Here is a 21,376-nt window from a genome sequence, read left to right on the forward strand (position 1 = left end):
TGGGTCCCGTTACTAGCGCGGAGTGTCGGCTTGTCTGTTTGCACCGGCCTATACGCAATGGCCCCGGACCTCTGCTCAGCAGAGTGCTACGGGCAGCCCGTCAACCCCTCCGAGCCCGACCCCATGCGACTTGCGGCTTTCCAGATACCCGCCTCAACCCTCTCCCGCCGCTGCCGACACCTGTTGGTCCTGCCAGGCGGCGTAGGTCTGTCCAGAGCCCTCGACACACCAACTTGTCCGGCCATTGGCCGGGCGCCCGGAAACGATTGCCGCCGCCGCGCTCGGGCTTGAAAACGCCTGTTCCGCCGAAAAACGCGTCTTGCCCGACTCATCAACCTTCAGCACTCCGTCTGCCTTGAGCTGCTCGTAGAGGGCTCGGTAACTGGTGTGCTCGCTAACCCACTTCTCCCGCGCAATGCTTCCGGAAAGCACAAAGAACTGCCCATCGACTTCCTGTGCTCGCGCCTTGACCCCGTGGGAGGCGATTTCCATCACGAAGACCGGCGAGGATTCAGGCCCGCCTTCCCCTGGCCCTTCATTCGAGGGCGTCTTGCGTTGTTCGCTCAGGAAGTCGAAACCCAGTACCGGCAGTATCGTGCGGATCTGTTCAAGGAAAAATGCCATATCGGCACGATCCGACTCTGGAAGATTGATGTACTCATGTGCTGTCCCGTTGACCAGCTTGCACCGGCCCACCTCGCCCGCGCTCTGTATCAACAGGCTCTCCAAATACTTCACATGCGCCTTGGTCAGATTAGGATCCTTGCTGGTGACCAGGCAGGCCTTTTCCCAGAAATCCTTACCGCCTTTTTCCTCCGGACGATTGTGCTGCTTCAAACGCATACCCACATCGTCAGATTCGCCGATATAAACCAACGGGCGCAAACCATTATCCGGGTCCGGGCCCACCAGGAAGTACACTCCGGTGCGGCCGCACTCTGGGCGTTTCACTAGCTCCGAGAGTTTCGTCCGCTGTCCCGATAGCACATGACCGGTCCAGTTCATGATCTCCGCAGTCAGCAGTCCGTGCGGCGTGCCATCGACCAAGAACAGGCGGATGCTGCGACCCTGACTCATGCCGAACCGCCTTGCGCCGAATAGCCGGCCGACTCTTCGGCGACCATCGCCAGCTCCGGCTCTTCCGACTCGGCCCCGGCCGACCAGCCGTGAACATCGATCTTCCCGGTAACGGCTGCGGAGATCAGGGCTGATCTCCTTTCCTGAAGGAAATTCTTCGCCTTTTCTGCTTCAGATATCAACCCCGAAAAACTTTCCAACTCACGTTTTATATGACCGACCAAATCATATTGCTCCCCAAGTGGCGGCACAGGCACATAAACATCTTTCACGTACCCGCAATTAAGGTGCGGATGGAGAGCTCCTGTCTTTATGGAAAGCAATGAGTTATAGCCATAATCCGAGTTCAAAACCCAAGATAGCCATACCCCATCTACAAACTCTGACACAGGTGACGCGACGATCAATGCGTGGCAGTTCGAACCTGAAAACTCCTTCGTTACTACTGCCACCTGGCCAATATCACCCGTCTGCACGATCAGGACATCCCCTGCCTGCAATATCGATTTCTGGTGAAGGCGACTCCAACCATCGGAAACAAAATACCTGGGTGAGAACACAATCTGATTATTCTTGATATGAAGGGACTGAAGATAGGGCACCCCTTCATTAACGAAAATATCCCGCGTTGGCCCAACATACCCATTCGTAATCTTTTCCGTAACGGTAGACAGCTTCCGAACCTCCCAATGCGCAGGCACCTCGCCCAGCCATTCGACGCCGGAGTCCTTCATGGGCACGTTGAGGTCAAGGCCCTTGGTGACGGCGTGGGAGATCACCGCCTGCCGCTTCTCCTTCAGCAGCTCGATCAGCCGCCGCTGCTCCTCGATCAGCGCATCGATCTTCCCGGTCTCGTGGTCGAGGAAGGCGGAAATCTCGGCCTGCTCCTCCCTAGATGGCCATGCAATTGAGAAATCGCGCAGGAAATCGTCCGGAACACGCTTCTGCCCGCCGGCTCCGTACATGTGTGATTCACCCAACCACCGGAACGGCTCCGACGTGACGATCCGGAAAAGATAAGCGCTCGTGGTAACCGGGCCTCGTGGACGGAGAACGGTTAGTTCCGTCGTGCCAAGTCCCACTCCATTGGTCAGACCACGCATCATTGCCGCTTTCCCGTTTTCGAAGCAGGGCGTGATCTTCGCCACAGCCACGTCACCTTCACGGACGTACGTATAGCCATCAATCACATCGTGAAGCGCACGGGTCTGATCCAGGACAAGGGAGCCATCGTCACCCACGGCCTCCATCGGGATAAAACTCACCCGGGTCTCTTCCGGCAATGATCGGATCTCGGATTTTGATGGGTTCAGCTCCGCCACATATCGCAGTCGTTTCACTTTCCAATGCGCCGGGACCTCGCCCAGCCACTCGACACCGGAGTCCTTGTATTCGGGGTACTTCGGGAAGCTCACGCCGACAGCTCCTCGATCATCTTCTTGATGCGGGTGGTGACGGCCTTCAGGTCGGCGTCGATCTCCTTCAGCGGGCGCGGGGGCTGGAACACGTAGAAGTGGCGGTTGAAGGGGATCTCGAAGCCAACGATGCCGATGTCGCCGTCCTGCTCGTCGCGTTTGTCTTCGTCGATCCAGGCATCCGGGACGTGCGGCTTCACCTCACGCTCGAAGTAGTCGAACACGTCCTCGCCCAGCCGGACGTTCTCGGTGTCGCGCAGCTCGTTGTCGGACTCCAGGTTGCCCTTGTTGTCGGTGCAGATGTCCGCTTCGGGGTCGCGTTCGCTCAGTGCGTTCCAGATGGCCTTGAGGACCGGGGCGCCCAGCTTGATGCCGAGGTCCTTCAGCGTGGCCTTCAGGTCTTTCAGGAAGGCCTCGCGGTTGGTGTAGACGCGGTCGGCGTCCAGCCGCTCGCAGGCGGCCTGCACGCCGAGTCGGGTGGTGTCGTCTAGCTTCTGGATCGGCTTCTCGGCCAGCATGCGTTCGATGCGCGCGGGGCTGGCCTGGAAGTTCAGGCGCAGCGGGCGCTCGACGGTGATGCGGCGGTAGCCGAAGGCCTCGTTGGGGAAGAACTTGCTCTGGTCGCTCTCCTCCAGGCTGCCGTAGGTGCGCACGATCGCGTCGATGTTGGCGTCGTCGATGTACTGGCGCTTGGAGCCCAGCGATTTGCGCATCTTGGCGTAGCGGTCGGTGGCGTCGATGAGCTGCACCCGGCCACGGCGCTCGGCCGGCTTGTTGTTGTTCAGCACCCAGATGTAGGTGGCGATGCCGGTGTTGTAGAACATGTCCGTCGGCAGGCCGATGATGGCCTCGACCATGTCGTGCTGCAGCAGGTAGCGCCGGATCTCGGACTCTCCGCTACCGGCCCCGCCGGTGAACAGCGGCGAGCCGTTGAGGATGATGCCGATGCGCGAGCCGCCCTTGCGGGGGTCGCGCATCTTGCTGACCAGGTGCAGCAGGAACAGCAGCGAGCCATCGGACACGCGCGGCAGGCCGGGGCCGAAGCGGCCGTTGAAGCCCTTGTGGTTGTGCTCGTCGGTGACCTGCTTCTGGACCTTCTTCCATTCCACGCCGAACGGTGGATTGGCGAGCATGAAGTCGGCCTGTAGCTCGTCGAGCTGGTCGTCGGAGAGCGTGTTACCGAGCTTGATGTTCTCGACGTTCTGGCCCTTCACCAGCATGTCCGCCTTGCAGATGGCGTAGGACTCGGGGTTCAACTCCTGCCCGTGCAAGGACACGGTCACGTCCTGGCTGATCTGCTGGACGTATTCGTCGCTCTCGGACAGGAAGCCGCCGGTGCCGCAGGTCGGGTCGTACACGGTGACGATGCCGTGCGGCTTGAGCTTGTGGTCCTGCCCGGTGAGCACGAGCGAGGTGGTCAGGTGCACGATGTCGCGCGGGGTGAAGTGCTCCCCCGCCGTCTCGTTGGAGCTCTCCGCGAACTTGCGGATCAGCTCCTCGAAGATCAGGCCCATGCCGAAGTTGGAGATGCGCGCCGGGCGCAGGTCGATGGCGGCGAAACGCTGCACTACCTGATACAGCAGGTTGTTGGACGCGAGCTGCTCGACGAAATCCTCGAAGTGGAAGTGATCGAAGATCTCGCGGGCATGCGAGCTGAAGGACTCGATGTAGCTCATCAGGTCCTCGGCCGTCTGCGTGTCCGACAGACTGCCCAGCGATAGCGGCGAGGTGTTGAAGAACGGCTGCTCGCCCTTGCGCAGCAGAAGTTGCTCGCGAACGGTCTCCGATTTGTTCTCGTGCTCCTTCGCGGCGGCCAGCACGCCGTCCTTCGTCGGCTCCAGCACGCACTCCAGCCGCCGCAGCAGCGTGAACGGCAGGATCACCCGCCCGTACTGCGACTGCTTGAAGTCCCCCCGCAGCAGATCCGCCACCGACCAGATCCACGCCGCCGTCTCCGAATGATTCTCCGTATTCAACTACCGCTCTCCCTCAATGAACTCGATATGCGGCTTACCCCCAGCCACAATCCCCACGCGATTGTTGCAGCAATGAGCGCTCAGCGCGATCAGCGTCCGACGTGGCCAACGGCAATACCTCCTTGTGGACGCTCATGGCGTAGGCAGCCGCCGTCCATCGCGGGCTTACCTGAGCCGCACATTCGTACGTGACGGATCGCGAAACTCGGCCTATCGCTATGAGAGGAACCAGCGCCCAATCAGAGCTGGATATGTCTTCGCAGGGGCAGGCCCGTCCGCGTCACGTGGTCGAACGAGAAAACATGCTCAGCAGGCGAAGCCGCACAACGCCCGACCAATCGCCCATAGAACTCGCGACCACCGGCGGCGACATGTACCGGTGCGGAGCAGATGGGGCAATCGGCCGAATAATGGGCGAGATAGAGACGGTTCACTCCATGGGCAAAGTCCGGGCGCAGTTCCAGCACACGGTCATCCCAGCCGCTGGTGGCGCGTTGCATCCAGAAGGGAGCCAGGGCGATCCGGTTTCGAGAGAGCTTTTCCAGCGGCCCTACGACCCACCAAGCCAGTCCTGCCGCCAGCGCCACCACCATTGCCACGGCAACGACGTGGCCGGTAGTGGACGCCTGAGCGATCGACACCAGCGACACCCAGGCTCCAACAGCACCCAGTGAGACAACGAGAAAGATGAGGAATCCCGTCAGAACCGCTCGCCAACCCGTGATCGGCCAGCCACGCACCAAGGCGGCTCTAGCCCCCCGTCCGAGTTGAAGATCTTCAGTGTAGTAACGCACCCCGTACGGTGAGACGGTGTCAGGCAGGGAGTCCGAAGGCCCCTCAGACTCGGAAATCGGATCCAGCTTGATGAAGTACTTAGTTGGCTTGTTTCTCCCGCCCTGACTCTTCTGTTTTTCGGGTCGCGGACAGGACGGCCAACCCGCATCCCTGAATCGCTCTTCCACTCCTTGCGACTTCCTTGACCAAAGGTCTTCCACCTCCCTCCATGCGTTCGTGACTGCCTTTCTTGCGGATTCCCGATCGTCGATACCGCCATCGGATCCGACGCCCCACGTCGAGGCACTTGCTCCCCCGCGAACCGCGCATTGAGCCAGGGCCTTATTGGTAAACCAGGGTTCTTCCGAGTCCTCGGACTCTGCGGTCATTTCGCATAGGCAGCGCAGGAGCCTGACGGGGTTTGTTTTCGACTCCGAAGCCAGCCATGCCTCGGAGATGTCCAGCAGCTTGCGAGCCGCCGCGCGCTCATGAAAACCGGTTTTTCCGGTTTCTACTCCCTGTTTGGGCGCGGCAATCGAAGCCAACTTTGCCTCTGAGTGTTCCATCAACAGGTCCTTCTGGAGGTCACCATGGAGAAGTCCACGCTACTGCAGTCCTTTGCCCGCAACAACGCGGGCCAGATCGTTTCCATCCACGACGTTACCAAGGGCAAGGCCTGTGGCTGCAGCTGCCCCGAGTGCGGCGAGGTCGTCATCGCGCGGCAGGGTCAGGTACGGCAATGGCACTTCGCCCACAGCAGCGGCGCGGACTGCGGGGGCACAGGAGAGAGCGCACTGCATCAAGCGGCCAAGCAGATCCTCCTGCAAGAAAGATGGATCACCCTGCCCCCACTTGAGCGAGAACGAACGAGCTTGGAGTGTGAACCGAGCGACTCTGACGGCGCATGGATGCCGCCCGAGGGGGTTGCCCACCTTCATGACCCGAAGCCCGAAGTGACCCTTGCCTCCGGGCTGATCCGCGCGGACGTTGTCGCTGAGTACGCCGGCCAACCGATCCTGATCGAGGTCGCCGTCAGCCATTTCGCAGACCCGGAGAAAAGACAGCTCCTGGCCAACCTTGGACATCCCGCCATGGAAATCCACTTGGCAGGCGATCCGAATCTTGAATGGAGCTGGGAGCTGCTGCGCAAGCAAGTTCTGGAGGACCCTCTTAACCGGGTGTGGCTCTACCACCCAATCCTTGAACAAATGCGAGAGAACGCCCGCAAGCCGGCTGTTCCGGCGGAAACCTCAGACAGCAAGACGAAACCCGACCAGGAAAAATGGCGTTGGGATGGCGTGCCCATCGTAATCCGCACTTACCCTTGGGGTATCACGCTGTGGTCGGCCTTCGACAAAGATCTCAACGCACGGCTTAAGGAAACCGCCCGGAACCTTGGTGGTCGCTGGAAACCCCGATACACGAATTGGTCGTTTCCGTCCGGCGTGAAGACACTACTCGAAGAAACCCTGCGCGAGGGGGGCGCTCAGCGCGAATAGGCGCCATATTCGCGCTGTACGTTCAACCCGACGGCCGATGCGGCTCTACCGACAGTTGGTGCGCGGTCTAGGGCGAATCGCGGCTTTCGGTCAACCTAACGCAGGGTACGACCGTTGATCCCACGAACCATATCTGGGAGCACCGCTGGCGCCGCCCACTCGCGCAAGCTCACGATTACGGTCCAGGGCGAGTAGAACCCGACTCAGCCCCGCTCTACATGCACGGTAATCATCTCCCTCCGGACCTCATCGACGCGTACTCGGCTCGACGAATGCCGCGAGGCCCGGGAAGGATTGAGACACGAAGCTCAGACCAGAATCAGCAGCGTCGCCAGCCCCAGGAATGACAGGAATCCGACCACGTCGGTGACGGTCGTCAGGATGACCGCTCCGGAAAGTGCGGGGTCCATGCCGAGGCGTTTCAAGGTCAGCGGTATGGTGATCCCGGCCACGTTGGCCACCGTCATGTTGATGATGATCGCCAGGGTGATGATGAGGCTGATCGCCAGGTCCTGGAACCACAAATGGGCCACCAGGCCGACAACCAATGCCCAGATAATCCCGTTGGCCAGGCCGACCCACAGCTCCTTGTTCAAGAGCCACCAGCGATTCGTACCGGCGATTTGACCCATGGCCAGGCCACGGATGACCACAGTCAGGGTCTGGCTCCCGGCAATACCCCCCATGCTGGCCACCACGGGCATGAGTACCGCCAGGGCGACGACCTGCGAGAGCACGGCCTCGAACTGGCCAATGACGTAGGCGGCCAGAAAGGCCGTTGCCAGATTGATGCCGAGCCAGATACCGCGACTGCGAATACTGAACCGGATCGGTGCGAACAGCTCGCCTTCTTCCTTGACCCCGGCCATCCCGAGCAGGGTCGCGTCCGCATCCTCGCGCACGATCTCCATGATGTGGCTCATGTTCAGCTGACCGACGAGGACGCCTTCGGCGTCTACCACGGGCGCAAACGGCAGTTCCCGGGCACGCAGGATGGTTGCCGCCTTGCGGATATCCATGGTGTCGAGCAGGCACGTCGGCATGTACATGAAATCGGCAACCGTCCTTTTTTGATGGTTGCGCACGAGGTCGACCAGACGTAGCGAGCCAACGAGGCGGGCATCCTTGTCCGTGACCAGCAATTCCTGCGACTCGCTGTCCAGCGAGTGACTAATGCGTACAAACCGTTGAACGGCCTCGAGTGTTACATCCGGTTTCACATTGGTGGTTTCGGGATCCATGTAACGCCCGACCGCATCGTCATCGTAGCCATGAAGCGTCGTGACATGGTGTCGCACTCCCGCGGCCAGCGTTTCGATCACGGATTCTCGGATCGGATCGTCGATCGTGTCCAGGAGCTCCGCCACCGTTTCCGGTGGAAGATCCTGCGCCAGGGCCGTGACCTCCTCGACCGGCATGTCCGCCATCAAATGCTCGCGGGCATCCACGCCGACTTCGGCCAATACCTCCCCGCGCTGGTCTTGAGGTATGCAGGACCAGATGCGTTCCCGCTCACGGAATGGAAACGATTCCAGCAACAAGGCGATGGCCTGTTCATCCAGGCCTTGCAGGAAATCGCAGACAGCGGCTTGGGAGTCGGATTCGGCGAGCTGCGCCTGCAGGCCAAGCAACAACTCTTCGATCGTGGCGGAACCGTCACTGGCCGGAACCGAAGTCTCCCGTTGCGGATCAGGGGCGTCTTCGGTGGCGGGAGTCATTAGCAGGCCTCTTCAGTCCAGGTGCCGGGGTCCAACCGCAACCCTCTCCTGCGGTCCTGACATATGGTACATGGCCACCGCCCGGCCCGACGGGTGACCGCTAGGGTCGGACCACGGTAACCACCTGACTCCACGTATTTTTTGCCCACAAAAACCACCCAATGAGACGCTTATTCGTGCAATTTCGGACGCAAAACGGTCGCGTCAGGGCGAGTACATCCAATTCAGCTCCGCTCGACATGCACGGTGATCTCCTCGCGGTCGTGATAGAGCTGGCGCGCCCGCATCCGGTGGGTGATTCGGGCATCCAGCAGGCGTTCCTCGATGTGGTCGAGGCAGTCGTATACGGTCTGCCAGCGCTGTTTCATCGGCAGCTTGAGATTGAAGATGGCCTCGCGGCACCAGCCGGCCTCCAGCCAGTCCGCCATGCGTGCGGCCACCCGCGAGGGCTTGTCCACGATGTCGCAGACCAGCCAGGTGACCGATTTCGGTGGCACCCAGGAGAAGGCGTCCTCGCGGTGGTGCTCCACCTGGGTGGTTGCCATCAACGTGGCATCCATCGGCCCGTTGTCTACTGCATGCACATACATACCGCGCCGCACCAACTGCCAGGTCCAGCCGCCCGGGGCTGCGCCCAGATCCACGGCCTGCATGCCCTGCGCCAGGCGCGCGTCCCAGGCATCCCGCGGGATGAAGGTGTGCCAGGCCTCCTCCAACTTCAGGGTCGACCGGCTGGGTGCCTCGCGCGGCGAGCGCAGGTGCAGGATCCCGCCCGGCCACTCGCTGCGCTCGCCGGGCCGGCTAAGGCCCAGTTGCACGCAGTCGCCGGAGTGCCAGAACACATGCAGGCGCAGCCCGCCTGCCTGCGCCCGCAGTACCCCGCGTTTGCGCAGGACGGAGGCCAGCGGGCGTTCCACGGCCTTGATCAACCGGCGCAGGCCCTTGCCCTCGTTGGTATCGGGCATCTCGTGCCAGATGGAATCCACCGGGCACCCGGCTGCAAACGCCTGTTCGATGATGGGCGTCAGCCGATCCGCGCGATCCAGGCCCTCGAGTGCGGGCAACGCCGGAAAGACCTGCCGCGCAAAGATCAATTCCGCGAACGGCAATGCGCGCGCCAGCGCCTCCACCGTGCAACCGGCCGGCTCGAAATGGACGTACCCGCTGCCTGGCTGCACCCGCGCAAAGCCACCCAGCCCCGCGCGCGCTGCCCGGTCGGTCAGCTCGGCCGTCAGGTCCGCCTCGAAGCCCGCGCGACAATACAGCAGCAGGCCGGAAAAGCCTGATCCGCTCGCTTCCATCCCAGAACCCCTCTCCCACACACAAAAAACCGCCGTACACCCGAATGGTGCACGGCGGCTGCGAGACTACCCGGACCGCTTGCGCGGGCCAAGCCAAACGCCGATCAGCGATCCAGGCCAGGATCACCCGCCACGTTCTTCAGCTTCGGCAGATAGGGCTTGCCGGGGCTGATGGTTTCGCGATCACGCAGATACCCGGCGACCACCTCCCAGACCGGATCGGTATCCAGCGGCTCGTGGACATTGGCCCAGCCGGCCACCACGTAGTTCTTGTCCGGGTCCAGCGGCTCACCGTTGATGTGCATGTCGCTGATACGGCTACCCATCGATTCGTGCGGATCGATGGTGTATTCGATGCCGGAGGTTCGCACCATGTCCCCGCCGCGGTGATGGTAGGGATTGGCATTGAAGATCGAGTTGGCCACGTCCTCCAGGGCATTCTTGAGCTGCGCACCGGTCATCTCGTTGCGCTGCGTCTCCGAATAGGTGGTCGCGGTCTGCGTCATCAACTCCTCGAAGGTGATGGGCGAACCCGGCAGGACGCTAATGCCCCAGCGGAAGCCGGGCGACAGGGCCACCTCGGCATCCATTTCCTTGATCATCGCATCCATGATGACCTCGTCGAAGGTACCGTTGAAGTTGCCGCGGCGGTAAAGAACACCGTCGGTTACGGCCAGTTCTTCATTCAGTTTGTCCTCATAGGGCTCGCGCACCGAGCGGATGTGCTCCTCCATCTCGGCATCCGCCTCGATCAGGTTGGAGAACACCGGCAGCAGCGTGAACTTGTAGTCGCGGATGCCGCTGTCGGTCACGTCGAGATCCATCACGCCAAGGAACTTGCCATTGGAACCGGCATTGGTGACCAGCGTGGTCTCGCCGCCGACATTCTCGATCTCCATCGCGCCCGGCACCGCGTCATGCGTGTGCCCGCCCATGATGATGTCCACATCGCGCAGGCGACGGGCCATCTCCATGTCGGTGACCATCCCGTTGTGCGACAGGATCGCCACCACCTTGGCGCCCTTCTCGCGGCACTCGTCGATCATGCGCTGCATGTTCTCGTCGCGGATGCCGAAGCTCCAGTCCGGGAACATGTAGTCGGGGTTGGCCACGGATGTATAGGGAAACGCCTGGCCGATCACGGCGACCGGCACGCCATTCATCTCGCGGATGGTATAGGGCTCGAACACCGGGTCGCCCCAGTCGCGATCCTCGATGTTCTGCGCCAGGAACTCGATGTTGTTGGGTTTGAAGTCGTTTTCGATGATCTCCATCACCCGCTCGTCGCCGAAGGTGAACTCCCAGTGGCCGACCATGATGTCCACGCCCAGTAGTTTCTGCGCATCGACCATGTCCTGCCCGTTCGTCCACAGCGATGTCGCGGAGCCCTGCCAGGTGTCGCCACCATCCAGCAGCAGGGAATTCGGGCGCTCCGCGCGCAGCTTCTGGATCAGCGTGGACAGATGGGAGAACCCACCCAGACGACCGTATTTCTCGGCCGCATACTTGAAGTCCATATGGGTGACAGCATGCGCCAGCGGCGTGCCCGGCTGGATATCAAAATATTCGAGCATGTCCTTGCCGGCCAGCACCGGCGGCTTGCCCTGCATGTCGCCCACGCCGATGTTCACGTCCGGCTCGCGGAAGTGCACCGGCTTCAGCTGCGCGTGGCAGTCGGTGTAGTGCAACAGCGACACGTTGCCGAATTTCGGCAGGTCGTACATGTTCGCATCGGCCGGCTTCCAGGACCCCTTCTCGCCAGCCCAGGCATTCATCGAGAAGCCGGCGGCACTGGCCGCGACCATGGCTTCGAGAAACTCTCTGCGCGTAAGACTCATATGGATCTCCTTGGTGGCTTGGTTTTATCCGGGACGCCAATCGCACCCCTTACCAAGCTCCCGACGCACGGCCACCGCGAATGTTCCCCGGACCGGGCGGGGGAATGCGCACAACAAAAGCGTATTTTCGCGCTGTTTGATGGAGATCGGGAGGAAAACACGCCATTTCCTGAGTGTTGGCGAATTTCCATCTTTTTGCCAGGCCCGTCACATTTCGCACCGGTGCAGACACAAAAAAGCCTGCTATCCGGAGATAGCAGGCCAAGACGCGACATACACCGTCGGAAGCAATCGGCCCGCAGCGCACGCTGGGGGATCGTGCATCCCTTGCTGGGCCGAGGATCGGATCCGACGATCTCAGGCTAGTCAGCCTTCCGACGGTCTTTCTTGATCCAGATCAATATATACGCCGATCCGTTTGCCGCGCTTGCGAACCGCGGTTGGCAGGCGGCGACCTCAGGCCCCGTACTTTCCCTGGGCCGCCAGCCCGTTGTCCCGGGCGCGCTCGAACACCGTCTGCTGGGCCTTCTCGAAATTGGCGGCGGGATCCTTGCCCCAAAGCTCCATCGCGGCCTGCTGCATGCCACGGCCATAGGAGAAGGACAGCGGCCACGGTGTCCCACCGATCTGGTTCATGGCGTCCAGGTGGTTGGTGGCATCGGCGTCGCTCTGCCCCCCCGAGAGGAACACCACCCCCGGCAGGATGGCAGGCACGGCGGATTCCAGGCAGCGCAGGGTCGCATGGGCGACGTCCTCGACACTGGCCTGCTCGGGGCAGTCCTTGCCCGGCAGCACCATGCTGGCCTTGAGGATGGTGCCCTCGAGCAGCACGTGATGCTCGTACAGCGCCCGGAACACGGCGCGCTGGGTCGCCTCGGTCACGCCGTAACAGGTCTCGATGTCATGGTCGCCATCCATCAGGACCTCCGGCTCCACGATCGGCACGATCCCGTGCTCCTGGCACAGTGCGGCATACCGTGCCAGGGCATGCGCATTCGACTCGATGCAGGTATCCGTGGGCATGGTCTCGCCAATGGTGATGACCGCGCGCCATTTGGCGAACCGGGCCCCCATCCGCGCGTACTCCTCGAGCCGCTCGCGCAGCCCGTCCAGACCCTCGGTCACCTTCTCCCCGGGGAAGCCGGCCAGATCCTTCGCGCCGGTATCGACCTTGATGCCGGGCAGGATGCCGGCCTCGTTCATCACGTCCACGAACGGCTTGCCGTCACGGGTGGACTGGCGAAGCGTCTCGTCATACAGGATCGCGCCCGAGATGTACTCCTTCAGCTTCGGCGTCGTCAGCAACAGCTCGCGGTACGTGCGGCGGTTCTCCTCGGTATTCTCGACACCGACCGCGCCCAGGCGCTTGGCAATCGTCCCGGTGGATTCATCAATGGCGATGATGCCCTTGCCGGGGGCCACCATCGCTTCGGCCGTCTCTACCAACTGATCGATCTTCATGCCTGCTCCTTGGGTTTCTGCGTGGAACTGCCTTCGAAGAGTAGTCACCCTCCGCGGGTTCTTCCAACCCGACAGGGAAAACCCCACCACAGTTTCCGGAACAGCACGAAAGGCCGTGTGCACGGCGCACGAAAACCGCTCAGGCGTACTCGCCCGCGGCGTGTCCGGAGGCCCAAGCCCACTGGAAGTTGTGGCCACCCAGGTGCCCGGTTACATCCACCACCTCGCCAATGAAGTAAAGGCCCGGGATCGTCCGGCACTCCATCGTCTTGGATGACAGCGCAGCGGTATCCACCCCGCCCAGGGTGACCTCCGCCGTACGATAACCCTCGGTCCCTGCGGGCCACACCGTCCATGGCTGACAAGCGGCCACTACCTGCTCGATATCCGCGTTGCTCAAGTGCTCCAGCGCCCGGTTCTCCACCCACAACTCGCACCAGCGCTGCGCAACCCGGCGCGTCAGCTGCTCGCCCAGCACACTCTTGAGCTCCAGCTTCGGACGCTGCTCGCGCAGTTCGCGCAGATGCGCCGCCAGATCGATGCCCGGGAACAGGTCGATCGCCACCGCCTGCCCCTCCTCCCAATAGGACGACGCCTGCAACACCGCCGGCCCGCTCAATCCCCGATGCGTGAACAGCAGATTTTCGCGAAACCCCATGCCCCCGGCCGTCGTCACCGTATCCAGCGCCACACCCGAAAGCCCCTCCAGCTCCTCCAGGGGCCGCCCGCTCAGGGTGAACGGCACCAGGGCCGGACGGGTTGGCTGCACCGGCAGCCCCAGCGAACGCGCGAGGTCCAGCCCAAAGCCGGTGGCCCCCATGCGCGGGATGGAATAGCCGCCCGTGGCAATCACCAGCGACTCGCAGACAATGGTCTCCGCACCGGCCTGCAGGCGGTGCGGCGAGCCCGTTTCCACATCCGTCACCGGCGTGTCCGTGCGCACCGTGACACCGGCCGCCGCGCACTCGTCCAGCAGCATCCGCACGATATCCTTCGACGAATGGTCGCAGAACAGCTGGCCCAGCTTCTTCTCGTGGTAGGGAATGCCGTGCTTTTCCACCAGGGCGATGAAGTCCCACTGGCTGTAGCGGCTGAGCGCGGACTTCACGAAATGCGGGTTCGCGGAGATGAAATTCTCCGGCTCGCAGTACATGTTGGTGAAGTTGCAGCGGCCGCCACCCGACATCAGGATCTTCTTCCCGACCCGGTTGGCGTGGTCCAGAACCAGCACCCGGCGCCCGCGGTCGCCCGCCGTCAGGGCACACATCAGCCCGGCCGCCCCGCCCCCGATCACGACCACATCGAAATGCTTCGCCGCCTCACTCATGGCGCGCGTTGCGGCTCGAACCGGGAGTCGGGCGTCGTCCCTGGCACAATCAGCGCACCCACTCCTTGCGCACCACCAGGGTCTGCGCGATCAGGTCATGCAAGGCCTGCCGACGCTTGGTAAAGGCCACCATGATGTAGCCGATCATCAGGATCAGCCCGGACAGGATGGTCGCGAAATGCCGCCCGGTCGCACGCAGGAACGAGATCCGCTCGCCCTGGAAGTCCACCACCCGCAGCCCGAACACCATCTTGCCCAGCGTCGCCTGGTACTGGGAGCTGTGCATGCCGGCCCAGTACAGCCAGGCCACCACGACATTCACCAGAAACCAGGCCGCCTCCCCCGGCGGCACGGGATCATCCGGCCCGCGCGCAGCCAGGGTCTCCGGGCTGATCAGCGCCTGCGCCACGATCTGCGGCACCCCGATAATCACCGCATCCAGCAGATAGGCCCCCACGCGCACCCAGAAGCCACCGTAGGCCGCGCGCGCCTCGGGCGGGCCGTCGTCACTACCGACTCCGGCCGCCAGTGGCGCACCACACTGAATACAAAACCGCGCCTCTGGTGGGTTCTGCTTGCCACACTGTCCACAATCCATGATGTCTCGCTCTCCCTTTATGTTGTGCGCTCTCGCCGGGACGGTCCGCCTACAATAACGGCTCGACGGGAAGGATCCGGGTCATCCCGGACACAAACCGACGCCACAGACCCGCCTTGGGCTCCTGACGGTAGGCATTTCCGGAACCGTCCCGCCATACCAGACCACCGGATGCATCCCGCTCCACCCGGTAGGCCACCTGCGGCCGAATTCCCCGTTGATGCAGCGCGGCCAGCTGCTCCACCAAAACCGGCTCGGACAGGAACACACCGGACTCGCTGTTCGTATGCGCCGAGCGCGGGTCCAGGTTGAACGAGCCGACAAAGGCCTCCTCGCGGTCGAAAACCAGCAGCTTGGAATGCAGGCTGGCCTGCGAGGGCTCGATCCCGCGATCGCGCTCCAGGCGCGCCCAGCGCGGCGGCCCGGTCGGGCGCAGCTCGAAGAGCTCGACCCGGGCATCCAGCAACGCATGTCGCCGTCGCGCATAGCCGGCATGGGTAAAGGCCACATCGTTCGCCGCCAGCGAGTTCGTCAGCACCTGTACACGCACCCCCGACTCGCTCATCCGCGACAGCTGGGCGGTCCCGTCACGCCCCGGAACAAAGTACGGCGAGACGATCAGCAGTTCCTTCTCCACCCCCAGCAGCCGCTCCCCCAGGGCGTCCGCAACGCGCGAGCCATCGCCTCGTGCACGCGCCTTGGCCTCGTCATCGACCACGAACTCGGTTTGCGTCGTCCACACATATGCCGCCGGGTCGGCAATCGGCTGTGGCACCGGTTGCCCATTCAGAGGTTCCATCTGCATCAGGGGATGGGTGTGATTCTGCGCCAGCCAGGCCCGCAAGGACCCCTGCTGCATTGCCAGGCGCTCCGGCGAACCGTCCTTTCGCGCAACGCGCTCGACCCCGATCGCGCCCGGACTGTTCCAGAATTCCACGAACGACCGGTCGATCTCCCGGACCAACGGCCCCACCACCACCAGATCCAGATCCGCAAAATTGTAATCGGGGCTCACCTCGAAGTACTCGTCCCCGACATTACGCCCGCCCGTAATCGCCAGGCGCCCGTCCACCACCCAGGCCTTGTTGTGCATCCGATGGTTCAGGTCGCTACCGCGAAAAAAGAACTCGGCACTGGCCCGCAGCAGGCCCTCGCGCGTACGGAACGGATTGAAGATGCGAACGTCGATCTTTGGGTGCTGGGCAATCGCGGCCAGCGTCGCGTCCCGCCCGCGCGCGTCGACGTCATCCAGGAGCAACGAGATCCGAACGCCACGATCGGCCGCCCCGAGCAATTCGCCCATCAACACCCGTCCGGCAGCATCGTCGCGCCAGATATAGGCCTGCACCTGGATTCGTTCGCGCGCCATGCGCACGCTCATCACCCGCCAGCGGAAGGCTTCGGCCCCCTCGTCCAGCAGCCGGAATCCCGTCTTACCGTGATCGCGGGCCGGCGCAAATCCTTCCAGCCACTCCGCCAGCGGTCCTTCTGAGGCGGGGGGCTCCAGCGCTTGCCATCCGCGTTCCGGCGCCGGCTGCAACGGCGCACAACCGGCCGCGAGCGCCAGAAACAGCACTGCCAGAAGCCAGGAAAACCGATACGAATCAAGCATGAACAAGCAATCGCCCGACGCGATGCCCCCTTATATCGAATAGCACGCCCGGTGCCAGCCTGACGCCGCGTACGCGCCCTGTCGATACCGACTGCCCAGGCATAAAAAAAGCGAGCCGGGCGGACCCTGACTCGCTTTTTTCAACAAATTGGTAGGCGCGATTGGACTCGAACCAACGACCCCTACCATGTCAAGGTAGTGCTCTAACCAGCTGAGCTACGCGCCTGTCGTCTTCGAGCCGCGTATTCTACCGACTCCCCGCCCCCTGTCAAAGCATCCGTTAACTCATTTTGCGTGCCGCGTTAACGGGGTCGGCCCGCGGCACCCTGGACGCGCAACGCTGCATTGACCGTCGATCGCGCTCTTGCCGGTCGCCGCGGTTTCCCGGCGCGCGACGCACCAGGGTGTGGACGAGCGGTTCCGACCTCGAGACCCAACCGGCCTCAGCCCCGTTGCACCGCCTTTTCATAGAGCCCCGGAAAGCGCCCTTCGGGATCGCATTCGCGCTTGAGGGCCTCGTAGGCCGGGCGGTCGTAGTTCTGCCAGAAGGTGGCTTCGTCGTAGGTGCTGCGCGAGTACAGGCTTTTCTTGCCGCCGTGCTTCGCGACCAGTGCCTCGACCCGAGCGTTGTAATAACCATCGGGCTCGCTGGAGCGGACCATGTCCCAGAAGCCGAAGTTGATGTACGCGGTATCGGTACGCAGCTGGAACAACGAGAACCCGGCCTCGGGCACGACAAATGGGCAGATCCACACCGGACGGATCCCGATTTCGGCCTCGAAATCGGCCAGAAACGCCGCGGCGTTGGCGATCGGGATGTCGACGTCCTGGATCACCGCCTCGCTGCGCGGCCGTACGGCATGGAGCAGGCTCAGCGGCCAGCGGCGGCTGGCGCGCATGATCTTCTGGTAGGTCACGCTCGACAGGCGCTTGCGCCCCAGAAGCAGCCGCACCGGCTTGAGGTGGGCGCCGACGTTCCTGCTGCACCAGAACCAGTCGGTGTCCCAGCGCCAGAGGTAGTCGTGGATGCTCAGATAATCCTCGCGCCGCTCGCGCAGGCTCTGCCAGTACTGGCGCATCCAGGTGTAGTCGCTGGCCTCGGTGCCCGCCGGCGGCGCTTCGACGCAATGCGCGCGGGTCAGCACGTAATCGCCGGGTCCGAAGTACACGCCATCGAGGAACGCGCAGGTCGGGTGCGCGCATTCCTCGGCGATCGCGGCGAACAGTTCTTCGGGGTCGCGGAAGCCGGTGTGCTCCAGCCGCACATAAGGCTCCACCCGAATCAGCCGCAGCCGGACCCGCGTGGCGTACCCGAGGCTGCCGTAGGAGTTCGGAAAGCCGTAGAACAGTTCCGGGCGCTGCTCGCGCGAGCAGGTCAACACGCGGCCGTCGGCGACCATGACGTCGAGCTCGTCCACCGTGTCGTGCACCAGGCCGTAGCGGAACGCACCCGACTCGATGCCGATCCCGGTGGTCGCGCCGCCGACGGTGATGCTCTTGAGCTCGGGCACAATGGCCGGTGCCAGGCCGTGCGGCAGGGTTGCGTCGACCACGTCGGCATAGGTCGTCATGCCCTCCACCTCGGCAATGCCGGCCTCGGCGTCGATCTCGATCACGTGGTTGAGCGAAGCCACGTCGATCTCTGTCCGGCGGGCCTCCTGGCGCGGCCTGAACAGGTTGCTGGTGGACTTTCTGAGGCGCACCGGCCCGTCGGAGCCGGCCAGCGCCGCGGCCATCGCCGCCACACGATCGCGGTGGGCGTCCCAGGCGGCGCTGCTCATCGGACCGGCTCGTAACGCGGCAGATCCCCGTGGCTGAGCACAAGCTGCCAGAGATTCAGATGGCGCGCCCGGAAGGCGCCCGCACAGCTCAGCAGGTAATAGCGCCACATCCGGTAGAAGCGCTCGTCCAGCCCTTCGCTTCGTTTCAGCTCCGGCCAGGCGGCGACGAAATTGTCGTCCCAGGCCATCAGGGTGCGGTCGTAGTCCGGACCGAAGTTGTGCCAGTCCTCGAGCACGAACAAACCCTCCTTGGCCCGGGTGAGCTGCGCCTCGGACGGGATCACGCCGCCGGGAAAGATGTATTTGGCGATCCAGCGGTCGGTACGAACGCAGCTGACGTTGCCCCCGATGGTGTGCAGCAGCATCAGGCCAGCGGGCTTCAGGCGGGCCCGGGCCAATTCGAAGAAGGCGCGAAAGTTCTTCGGGCCGACGTGCTCCATCAGACCGATGCTCACGACACGATCGTATTGCCGGGATTCGTTGGCGGCCTCGCGGTAGTCCTGCTTCCGGACATCGACTGGAAGGCCCTCGCAGAGTCCTCTCGCGTACTCCACCTGCTGGCTGCTGATGTTGTAGCTGTCCACCTCGCATCCGTACTCGCCGGCCAGAAACCGGGCCAGCTCGCCGAACCCGCCGCCCAGTTCGAGCACGCGCATACCCGGCTCCAGGTGCAGCTTGCGCGCGATCAGGTCCAGCTTCGCGCGCTGGGCTTCGTCCAGGGTCGCGTCGGCCCCGTCGGGGCCGTAATAGGCGCAGGTGTATTGCATGGTCGGCCCGAGCATGGCCTCGTAGAGTCGGTTCGAGAGGTCGTAGTGCTGCTCCGCGACCCGCCGCGAGCGCCCTCGACTCTGCTCATTGGCGAGCCAGCTCAGCAGCACCCGGCCGAGCACCGCGGGGCTGCGCACCTTGCGCTCCAGGCGCGCCCGGAGGATCCGGAAGAACAACTCGTCCAGCCGCTCGACGTCCCACCAGCTGTCCATGTAGGCCTCGCCGGTCCCGAGCGACCCCTCAGCCAGAATCCGCCGATACAGCCGCTCGTCGTGGACCTGAACATCCCAGGGCCGCTCGCCACCAACCTCGATGTCAGCGCTGAGCAATAGTTCCGTGACTTGTTGGCTTGCTGACATGCTCGTGCTCCTTGCAAGAATCGGACGGCCGGTTTCCAGCCGCGATAAATCCCTCCACTTTAGGCAGAGTTATGAGCTAGACCCAAATTCGCAATGGTCCGTTCTCCTCCGGATCCGGCCCCCTCGTTCACCCGCCTTCCGCCGTTGTGCATGAACGATCCGCCACCAAAAAGACCTGCGACGGGATAAGCCAACCCACATCACAGCCCGTACCCAGAAGATGTACGGCCAGGCCAGGGCTGCGCCGCTACGTCGGCAAGCAGCCCACCGGTGCCGGGCTACCTCATCAGACCCCCTCCGCGCAGGTCCGCAAACGCGACTGATTGATCCGCTCATATGCCCCGGGACGACCGAACACTGCTTTTTGGAACATGATCGCCCTTCAGACCATGCGCGCAAGCCGTATCCCGTGCAAAGCGGAAACCCCGGCCGCGCACCCTCGCACACCCCGGGGCCATTTCGGATTCCAATCCCGTAGCGAAGGCCGCATCTCAGGACACAGCATTCTGCGCCTCCGGGGACTCGTCTGATGTCTCTGGAACAGAACCGAACTCGAAGTGCAGGGCCTGCAGAATACGGTTGTATTTTTCCAGCAATGCCTTGCGATCCTCTGCGCCCGTATGGACATGGGCGATATCGTAGCTGTAGCTGTCCTGCTCCAGCAGGCTCGAGAGCCGCGTCCCCTGCTCGACCTTCAGCTCGATCAGGGTATCCGGAAATTCCTCCTGGATACGCTCGATATCGCCTGCGCTGGGAACATGCGTGGCGATTCCGTCCTCGAACACGCGCACGTGAAACTTCGCGGCACACCCATAACGGCCGTGTCGTAGCGGTAAATCCGGTGCCCTTCCCAATGCCAGTTCAAGCATGATCTGGAAATTGGAAGCCCCATCCACTTTTTCAAACATATCGCTATGTGATTGTGACAATCGCGGATTGACTTCCAGCAACGTGAGCTCCTCGGACTTTGGCCGGTAAAAAAACTCCACGTTGTAGGTCGCATTGTCGTAGCCAAAGTGTAGCAATACTTTGTTGGTCGCCTCACTGATCCTGTTCTTCACCCGCTTCGGAAGGCTAGACGGGTATTGATAGCGAAGAAACGACGAACGGTTGGGATAATTGATCGAATCGATGATCCCGTAATGCTGCGGCTTGCCGGCAAACACGTAACCCTCTATCGTGCACTGGCGCCCACCAACAGCCTGTTCAACGATACAGTTCCGGCCGCCGATGGCGGCAATCTCCTCAGGGAGATCTGCATACGAAAGGATCTGGTCGAAGGGTCCGGCGATCCGATCGATGCGCGCGCGGAACTGGCCAATGGCATGGCCCAGCTGGCGCCGGTTGCCTACCCTGAATGCAAGAAGCGAGTCCATCCCCTTAACTGGCTTGATCCAGAAGGGAAAGGGAACGTCAATGGCGTCGATGGCGGCATCATCGAACGGATCCAGGACATCGAATCGCGGGACCATGCCCGGGATCACTTTGTGCTGTTCCAGCCGACTCCAGTATTTGTGCTCGCAGCGGAGGACACTCTCGAGCGAGGGCGAGGAAAGTCCATATTCGCGGCAGAGGATCGCCACCATCGTGGTCACTGGAAAATCCCAATAACCGAGAATTCCGTCGATCGAACCGTCGAACTCCTGTAGACGTTCTCGTGCCTTTCCAAGGCATTCTTCGACAGGATAAAACCCTTTGGCTTTTACTTCATCAAAAGTCAATAGCTCATGGAGTCTGTAGTCGATGCCGATGTCGACCGCCCTGACCTTCTTCATGTTAAACGGGTCGGCCCCGACGATGAAAATATTCTTGGCCATTTAAAATCCTCCACGGCGAAGTGGTACAGAACACAATCGCCTTGGCCTGCACCAG

Annotated in this window: 15 protein-coding genes and 1 tRNA gene; 1 reads left to right on the forward strand and 15 read right to left on the reverse strand. The window is 62.6% G+C overall.

Going from position 1 to position 21,376, the window contains the following annotated elements; translation table 11 throughout:
• Positions 1-153 precede the first annotated feature (153 nt).
• The 4 genes from B0684_RS01800 to B0684_RS01815 all read right to left on the reverse strand — a co-directional run bounded on the left by B0684_RS01800 (position 154) and on the right by B0684_RS01815 (position 5,808).
• The gene (locus B0684_RS01800; protein ID WP_018650174.1) at positions 154-1,077 is read right to left on the reverse strand and encodes a GIY-YIG nuclease family protein; all 924 of its coding nucleotides are present in this window, start codon (positions 1,075-1,077) and stop codon (positions 154-156) included.
• A complete protein-coding gene (locus B0684_RS01805) occupies positions 1,074-2,492 on the reverse strand; it encodes a restriction endonuclease subunit S (protein ID WP_018650175.1) in 1,419 nt (472 codons plus the stop codon). Before B0684_RS01805 ends, B0684_RS01800 begins: the two co-directional genes overlap by 4 nt.
• Positions 2,489-4,468 (reverse strand): type I restriction-modification system subunit M, encoded by a 1,980-nt coding sequence (locus B0684_RS01810; RefSeq protein WP_018650176.1) that lies wholly within the window; start codon positions 4,466-4,468, stop codon positions 2,489-2,491. The genes B0684_RS01805 and B0684_RS01810 overlap by 4 nt, the downstream gene beginning before the upstream one ends.
• A gap of 239 nt (positions 4,469-4,707) precedes the next feature.
• Positions 4,708-5,808: a hypothetical protein gene (locus B0684_RS01815; RefSeq protein ID WP_018650177.1), complete on the reverse strand. Its 1,101-nt coding sequence runs from the start codon at positions 5,806-5,808 to the stop codon at positions 4,708-4,710.
• 24 nt (positions 5,809-5,832) lie between these two features.
• On the opposite strand from B0684_RS01815, the gene B0684_RS01820 reads away from it, so the two are divergent.
• Positions 5,833-6,741 carry a competence protein CoiA family protein gene (locus B0684_RS01820; RefSeq protein ID WP_026313057.1) on the forward strand — a complete coding sequence of 303 codons (909 nt, stop codon included), beginning with the start codon at positions 5,833-5,835 and terminating at the stop codon, positions 6,739-6,741.
• Between the two features lie 308 nt (positions 6,742-7,049).
• Here B0684_RS01820 and B0684_RS01825 read toward each other — a convergent pair whose 3' ends face one another.
• The 11 genes from B0684_RS01825 to B0684_RS01875 form a co-directional block, all read right to left on the reverse strand.
• Entirely contained in the window at positions 7,050-8,459 is a 1,410-nt protein-coding gene (locus B0684_RS01825; protein ID WP_018650178.1) for a magnesium transporter, read from the reverse strand.
• A 224-nt stretch (positions 8,460-8,683) separates the two neighbouring features.
• Positions 8,684-9,760 carry a 23S rRNA (cytidine(2498)-2'-O)-methyltransferase RlmM gene (gene rlmM, locus B0684_RS01830; RefSeq protein WP_018650179.1) on the reverse strand — a complete coding sequence of 359 codons (1,077 nt, stop codon included), beginning with the start codon at positions 9,758-9,760 and terminating at the stop codon, positions 8,684-8,686.
• Between the two features lie 104 nt (positions 9,761-9,864).
• The gene (soxB, locus tag B0684_RS01835; protein ID WP_018650180.1) at positions 9,865-11,598 is read right to left on the reverse strand and encodes a thiosulfohydrolase SoxB; all 1,734 of its coding nucleotides are present in this window, start codon (positions 11,596-11,598) and stop codon (positions 9,865-9,867) included.
• A gap of 456 nt (positions 11,599-12,054) precedes the next feature.
• Positions 12,055-13,059, reverse strand: a complete 1,005-nt coding sequence (locus B0684_RS01840) for a class I fructose-bisphosphate aldolase (protein WP_018145769.1) — start codon at positions 13,057-13,059, stop codon at positions 12,055-12,057.
• A 139-nt stretch (positions 13,060-13,198) separates the two neighbouring features.
• Positions 13,199-14,386 (reverse strand): BaiN/RdsA family NAD(P)/FAD-dependent oxidoreductase, encoded by a 1,188-nt coding sequence (locus B0684_RS01845; protein WP_018650181.1) that lies wholly within the window; start codon positions 14,384-14,386, stop codon positions 13,199-13,201.
• A gap of 49 nt (positions 14,387-14,435) precedes the next feature.
• On the reverse strand, positions 14,436-14,984 hold the full coding sequence (locus tag B0684_RS01850) for an RDD family protein (RefSeq protein WP_018145771.1): 549 nt from the start codon (positions 14,982-14,984) through the stop codon (positions 14,436-14,438).
• Positions 14,985-15,033: 49 nt separating this feature from the next.
• Positions 15,034-16,596: a phospholipase D family protein gene (locus tag B0684_RS01855; protein ID WP_018650182.1), complete on the reverse strand. Its 1,563-nt coding sequence runs from the start codon at positions 16,594-16,596 to the stop codon at positions 15,034-15,036.
• Positions 16,597-16,745: 149 nt separating this feature from the next.
• Positions 16,746-16,822, reverse strand: a tRNA-Val gene (locus B0684_RS01860).
• Between the two features lie 217 nt (positions 16,823-17,039).
• Positions 17,040-18,377: an FAD-binding oxidoreductase gene (locus tag B0684_RS01865; RefSeq protein WP_018650183.1), complete on the reverse strand. Its 1,338-nt coding sequence runs from the start codon at positions 18,375-18,377 to the stop codon at positions 17,040-17,042.
• Complete coding sequence (gene cfa, locus B0684_RS01870) at positions 18,374-19,504, reverse strand: cyclopropane fatty acyl phospholipid synthase (RefSeq protein ID WP_077276943.1); 1,131 nt, start codon at positions 19,502-19,504, stop codon at positions 18,374-18,376. Before cfa ends, B0684_RS01865 begins: the two co-directional genes overlap by 4 nt.
• A 491-nt stretch (positions 19,505-19,995) precedes the next feature.
• Entirely contained in the window at positions 19,996-21,321 is a 1,326-nt protein-coding gene (locus B0684_RS01875; RefSeq protein WP_018650185.1) for an ATP-grasp domain-containing protein, read from the reverse strand.
• Positions 21,322-21,376 lie beyond the last annotated feature (55 nt).

The organism is Thioalkalivibrio versutus (genome assembly GCF_001999325.1).
GTDB classification, from domain to species: domain Bacteria; phylum Pseudomonadota; class Gammaproteobacteria; order Ectothiorhodospirales; family Ectothiorhodospiraceae; genus Thioalkalivibrio; species Thioalkalivibrio versutus.

Excerpts from the sequence above, each read along its gene's own strand:
- B0684_RS01800 (WP_018650174.1), bottom strand. The coding sequence starts at position 1,077 with ATGAGTCAGGGTCGCAGCATCCGCCTGTTCTTGGTCGATGGCACGCCG.
- B0684_RS01815 (WP_018650177.1), bottom strand. The coding sequence starts at position 5,808 with ATGGAACACTCAGAGGCAAAGTTGGCTTCGATTGCCGCGCCCAAACAG.
- B0684_RS01820 (WP_026313057.1), top strand. The coding sequence starts at position 5,833 with ATGGAGAAGTCCACGCTACTGCAGTCCTTTGCCCGCAACAACGCGGGC.
- B0684_RS01825 (WP_018650178.1), bottom strand. The coding sequence starts at position 8,459 with ATGACTCCCGCCACCGAAGACGCCCCTGATCCGCAACGGGAGACTTCG.
- rlmM (WP_018650179.1), bottom strand. The coding sequence starts at position 9,760 with ATGGAAGCGAGCGGATCAGGCTTTTCCGGCCTGCTGCTGTATTGTCGC.
- soxB (WP_018650180.1), bottom strand. The coding sequence starts at position 11,598 with ATGAGTCTTACGCGCAGAGAGTTTCTCGAAGCCATGGTCGCGGCCAGT.
- B0684_RS01840 (WP_018145769.1), bottom strand. The coding sequence starts at position 13,059 with ATGAAGATCGATCAGTTGGTAGAGACGGCCGAAGCGATGGTGGCCCCC.
- B0684_RS01845 (WP_018650181.1), bottom strand. The coding sequence starts at position 14,386 with ATGAGTGAGGCGGCGAAGCATTTCGATGTGGTCGTGATCGGGGGCGGG.
- B0684_RS01850 (WP_018145771.1), bottom strand. The coding sequence starts at position 14,984 with ATGGATTGTGGACAGTGTGGCAAGCAGAACCCACCAGAGGCGCGGTTT.
- B0684_RS01855 (WP_018650182.1), bottom strand. The coding sequence starts at position 16,596 with ATGCTTGATTCGTATCGGTTTTCCTGGCTTCTGGCAGTGCTGTTTCTG.
- B0684_RS01865 (WP_018650183.1), bottom strand. The coding sequence starts at position 18,377 with ATGAGCAGCGCCGCCTGGGACGCCCACCGCGATCGTGTGGCGGCGATG.
- cfa (WP_077276943.1), bottom strand. The coding sequence starts at position 19,504 with ATGTCAGCAAGCCAACAAGTCACGGAACTATTGCTCAGCGCTGACATC.
- B0684_RS01875 (WP_018650185.1), bottom strand. The coding sequence starts at position 21,321 with ATGGCCAAGAATATTTTCATCGTCGGGGCCGACCCGTTTAACATGAAG.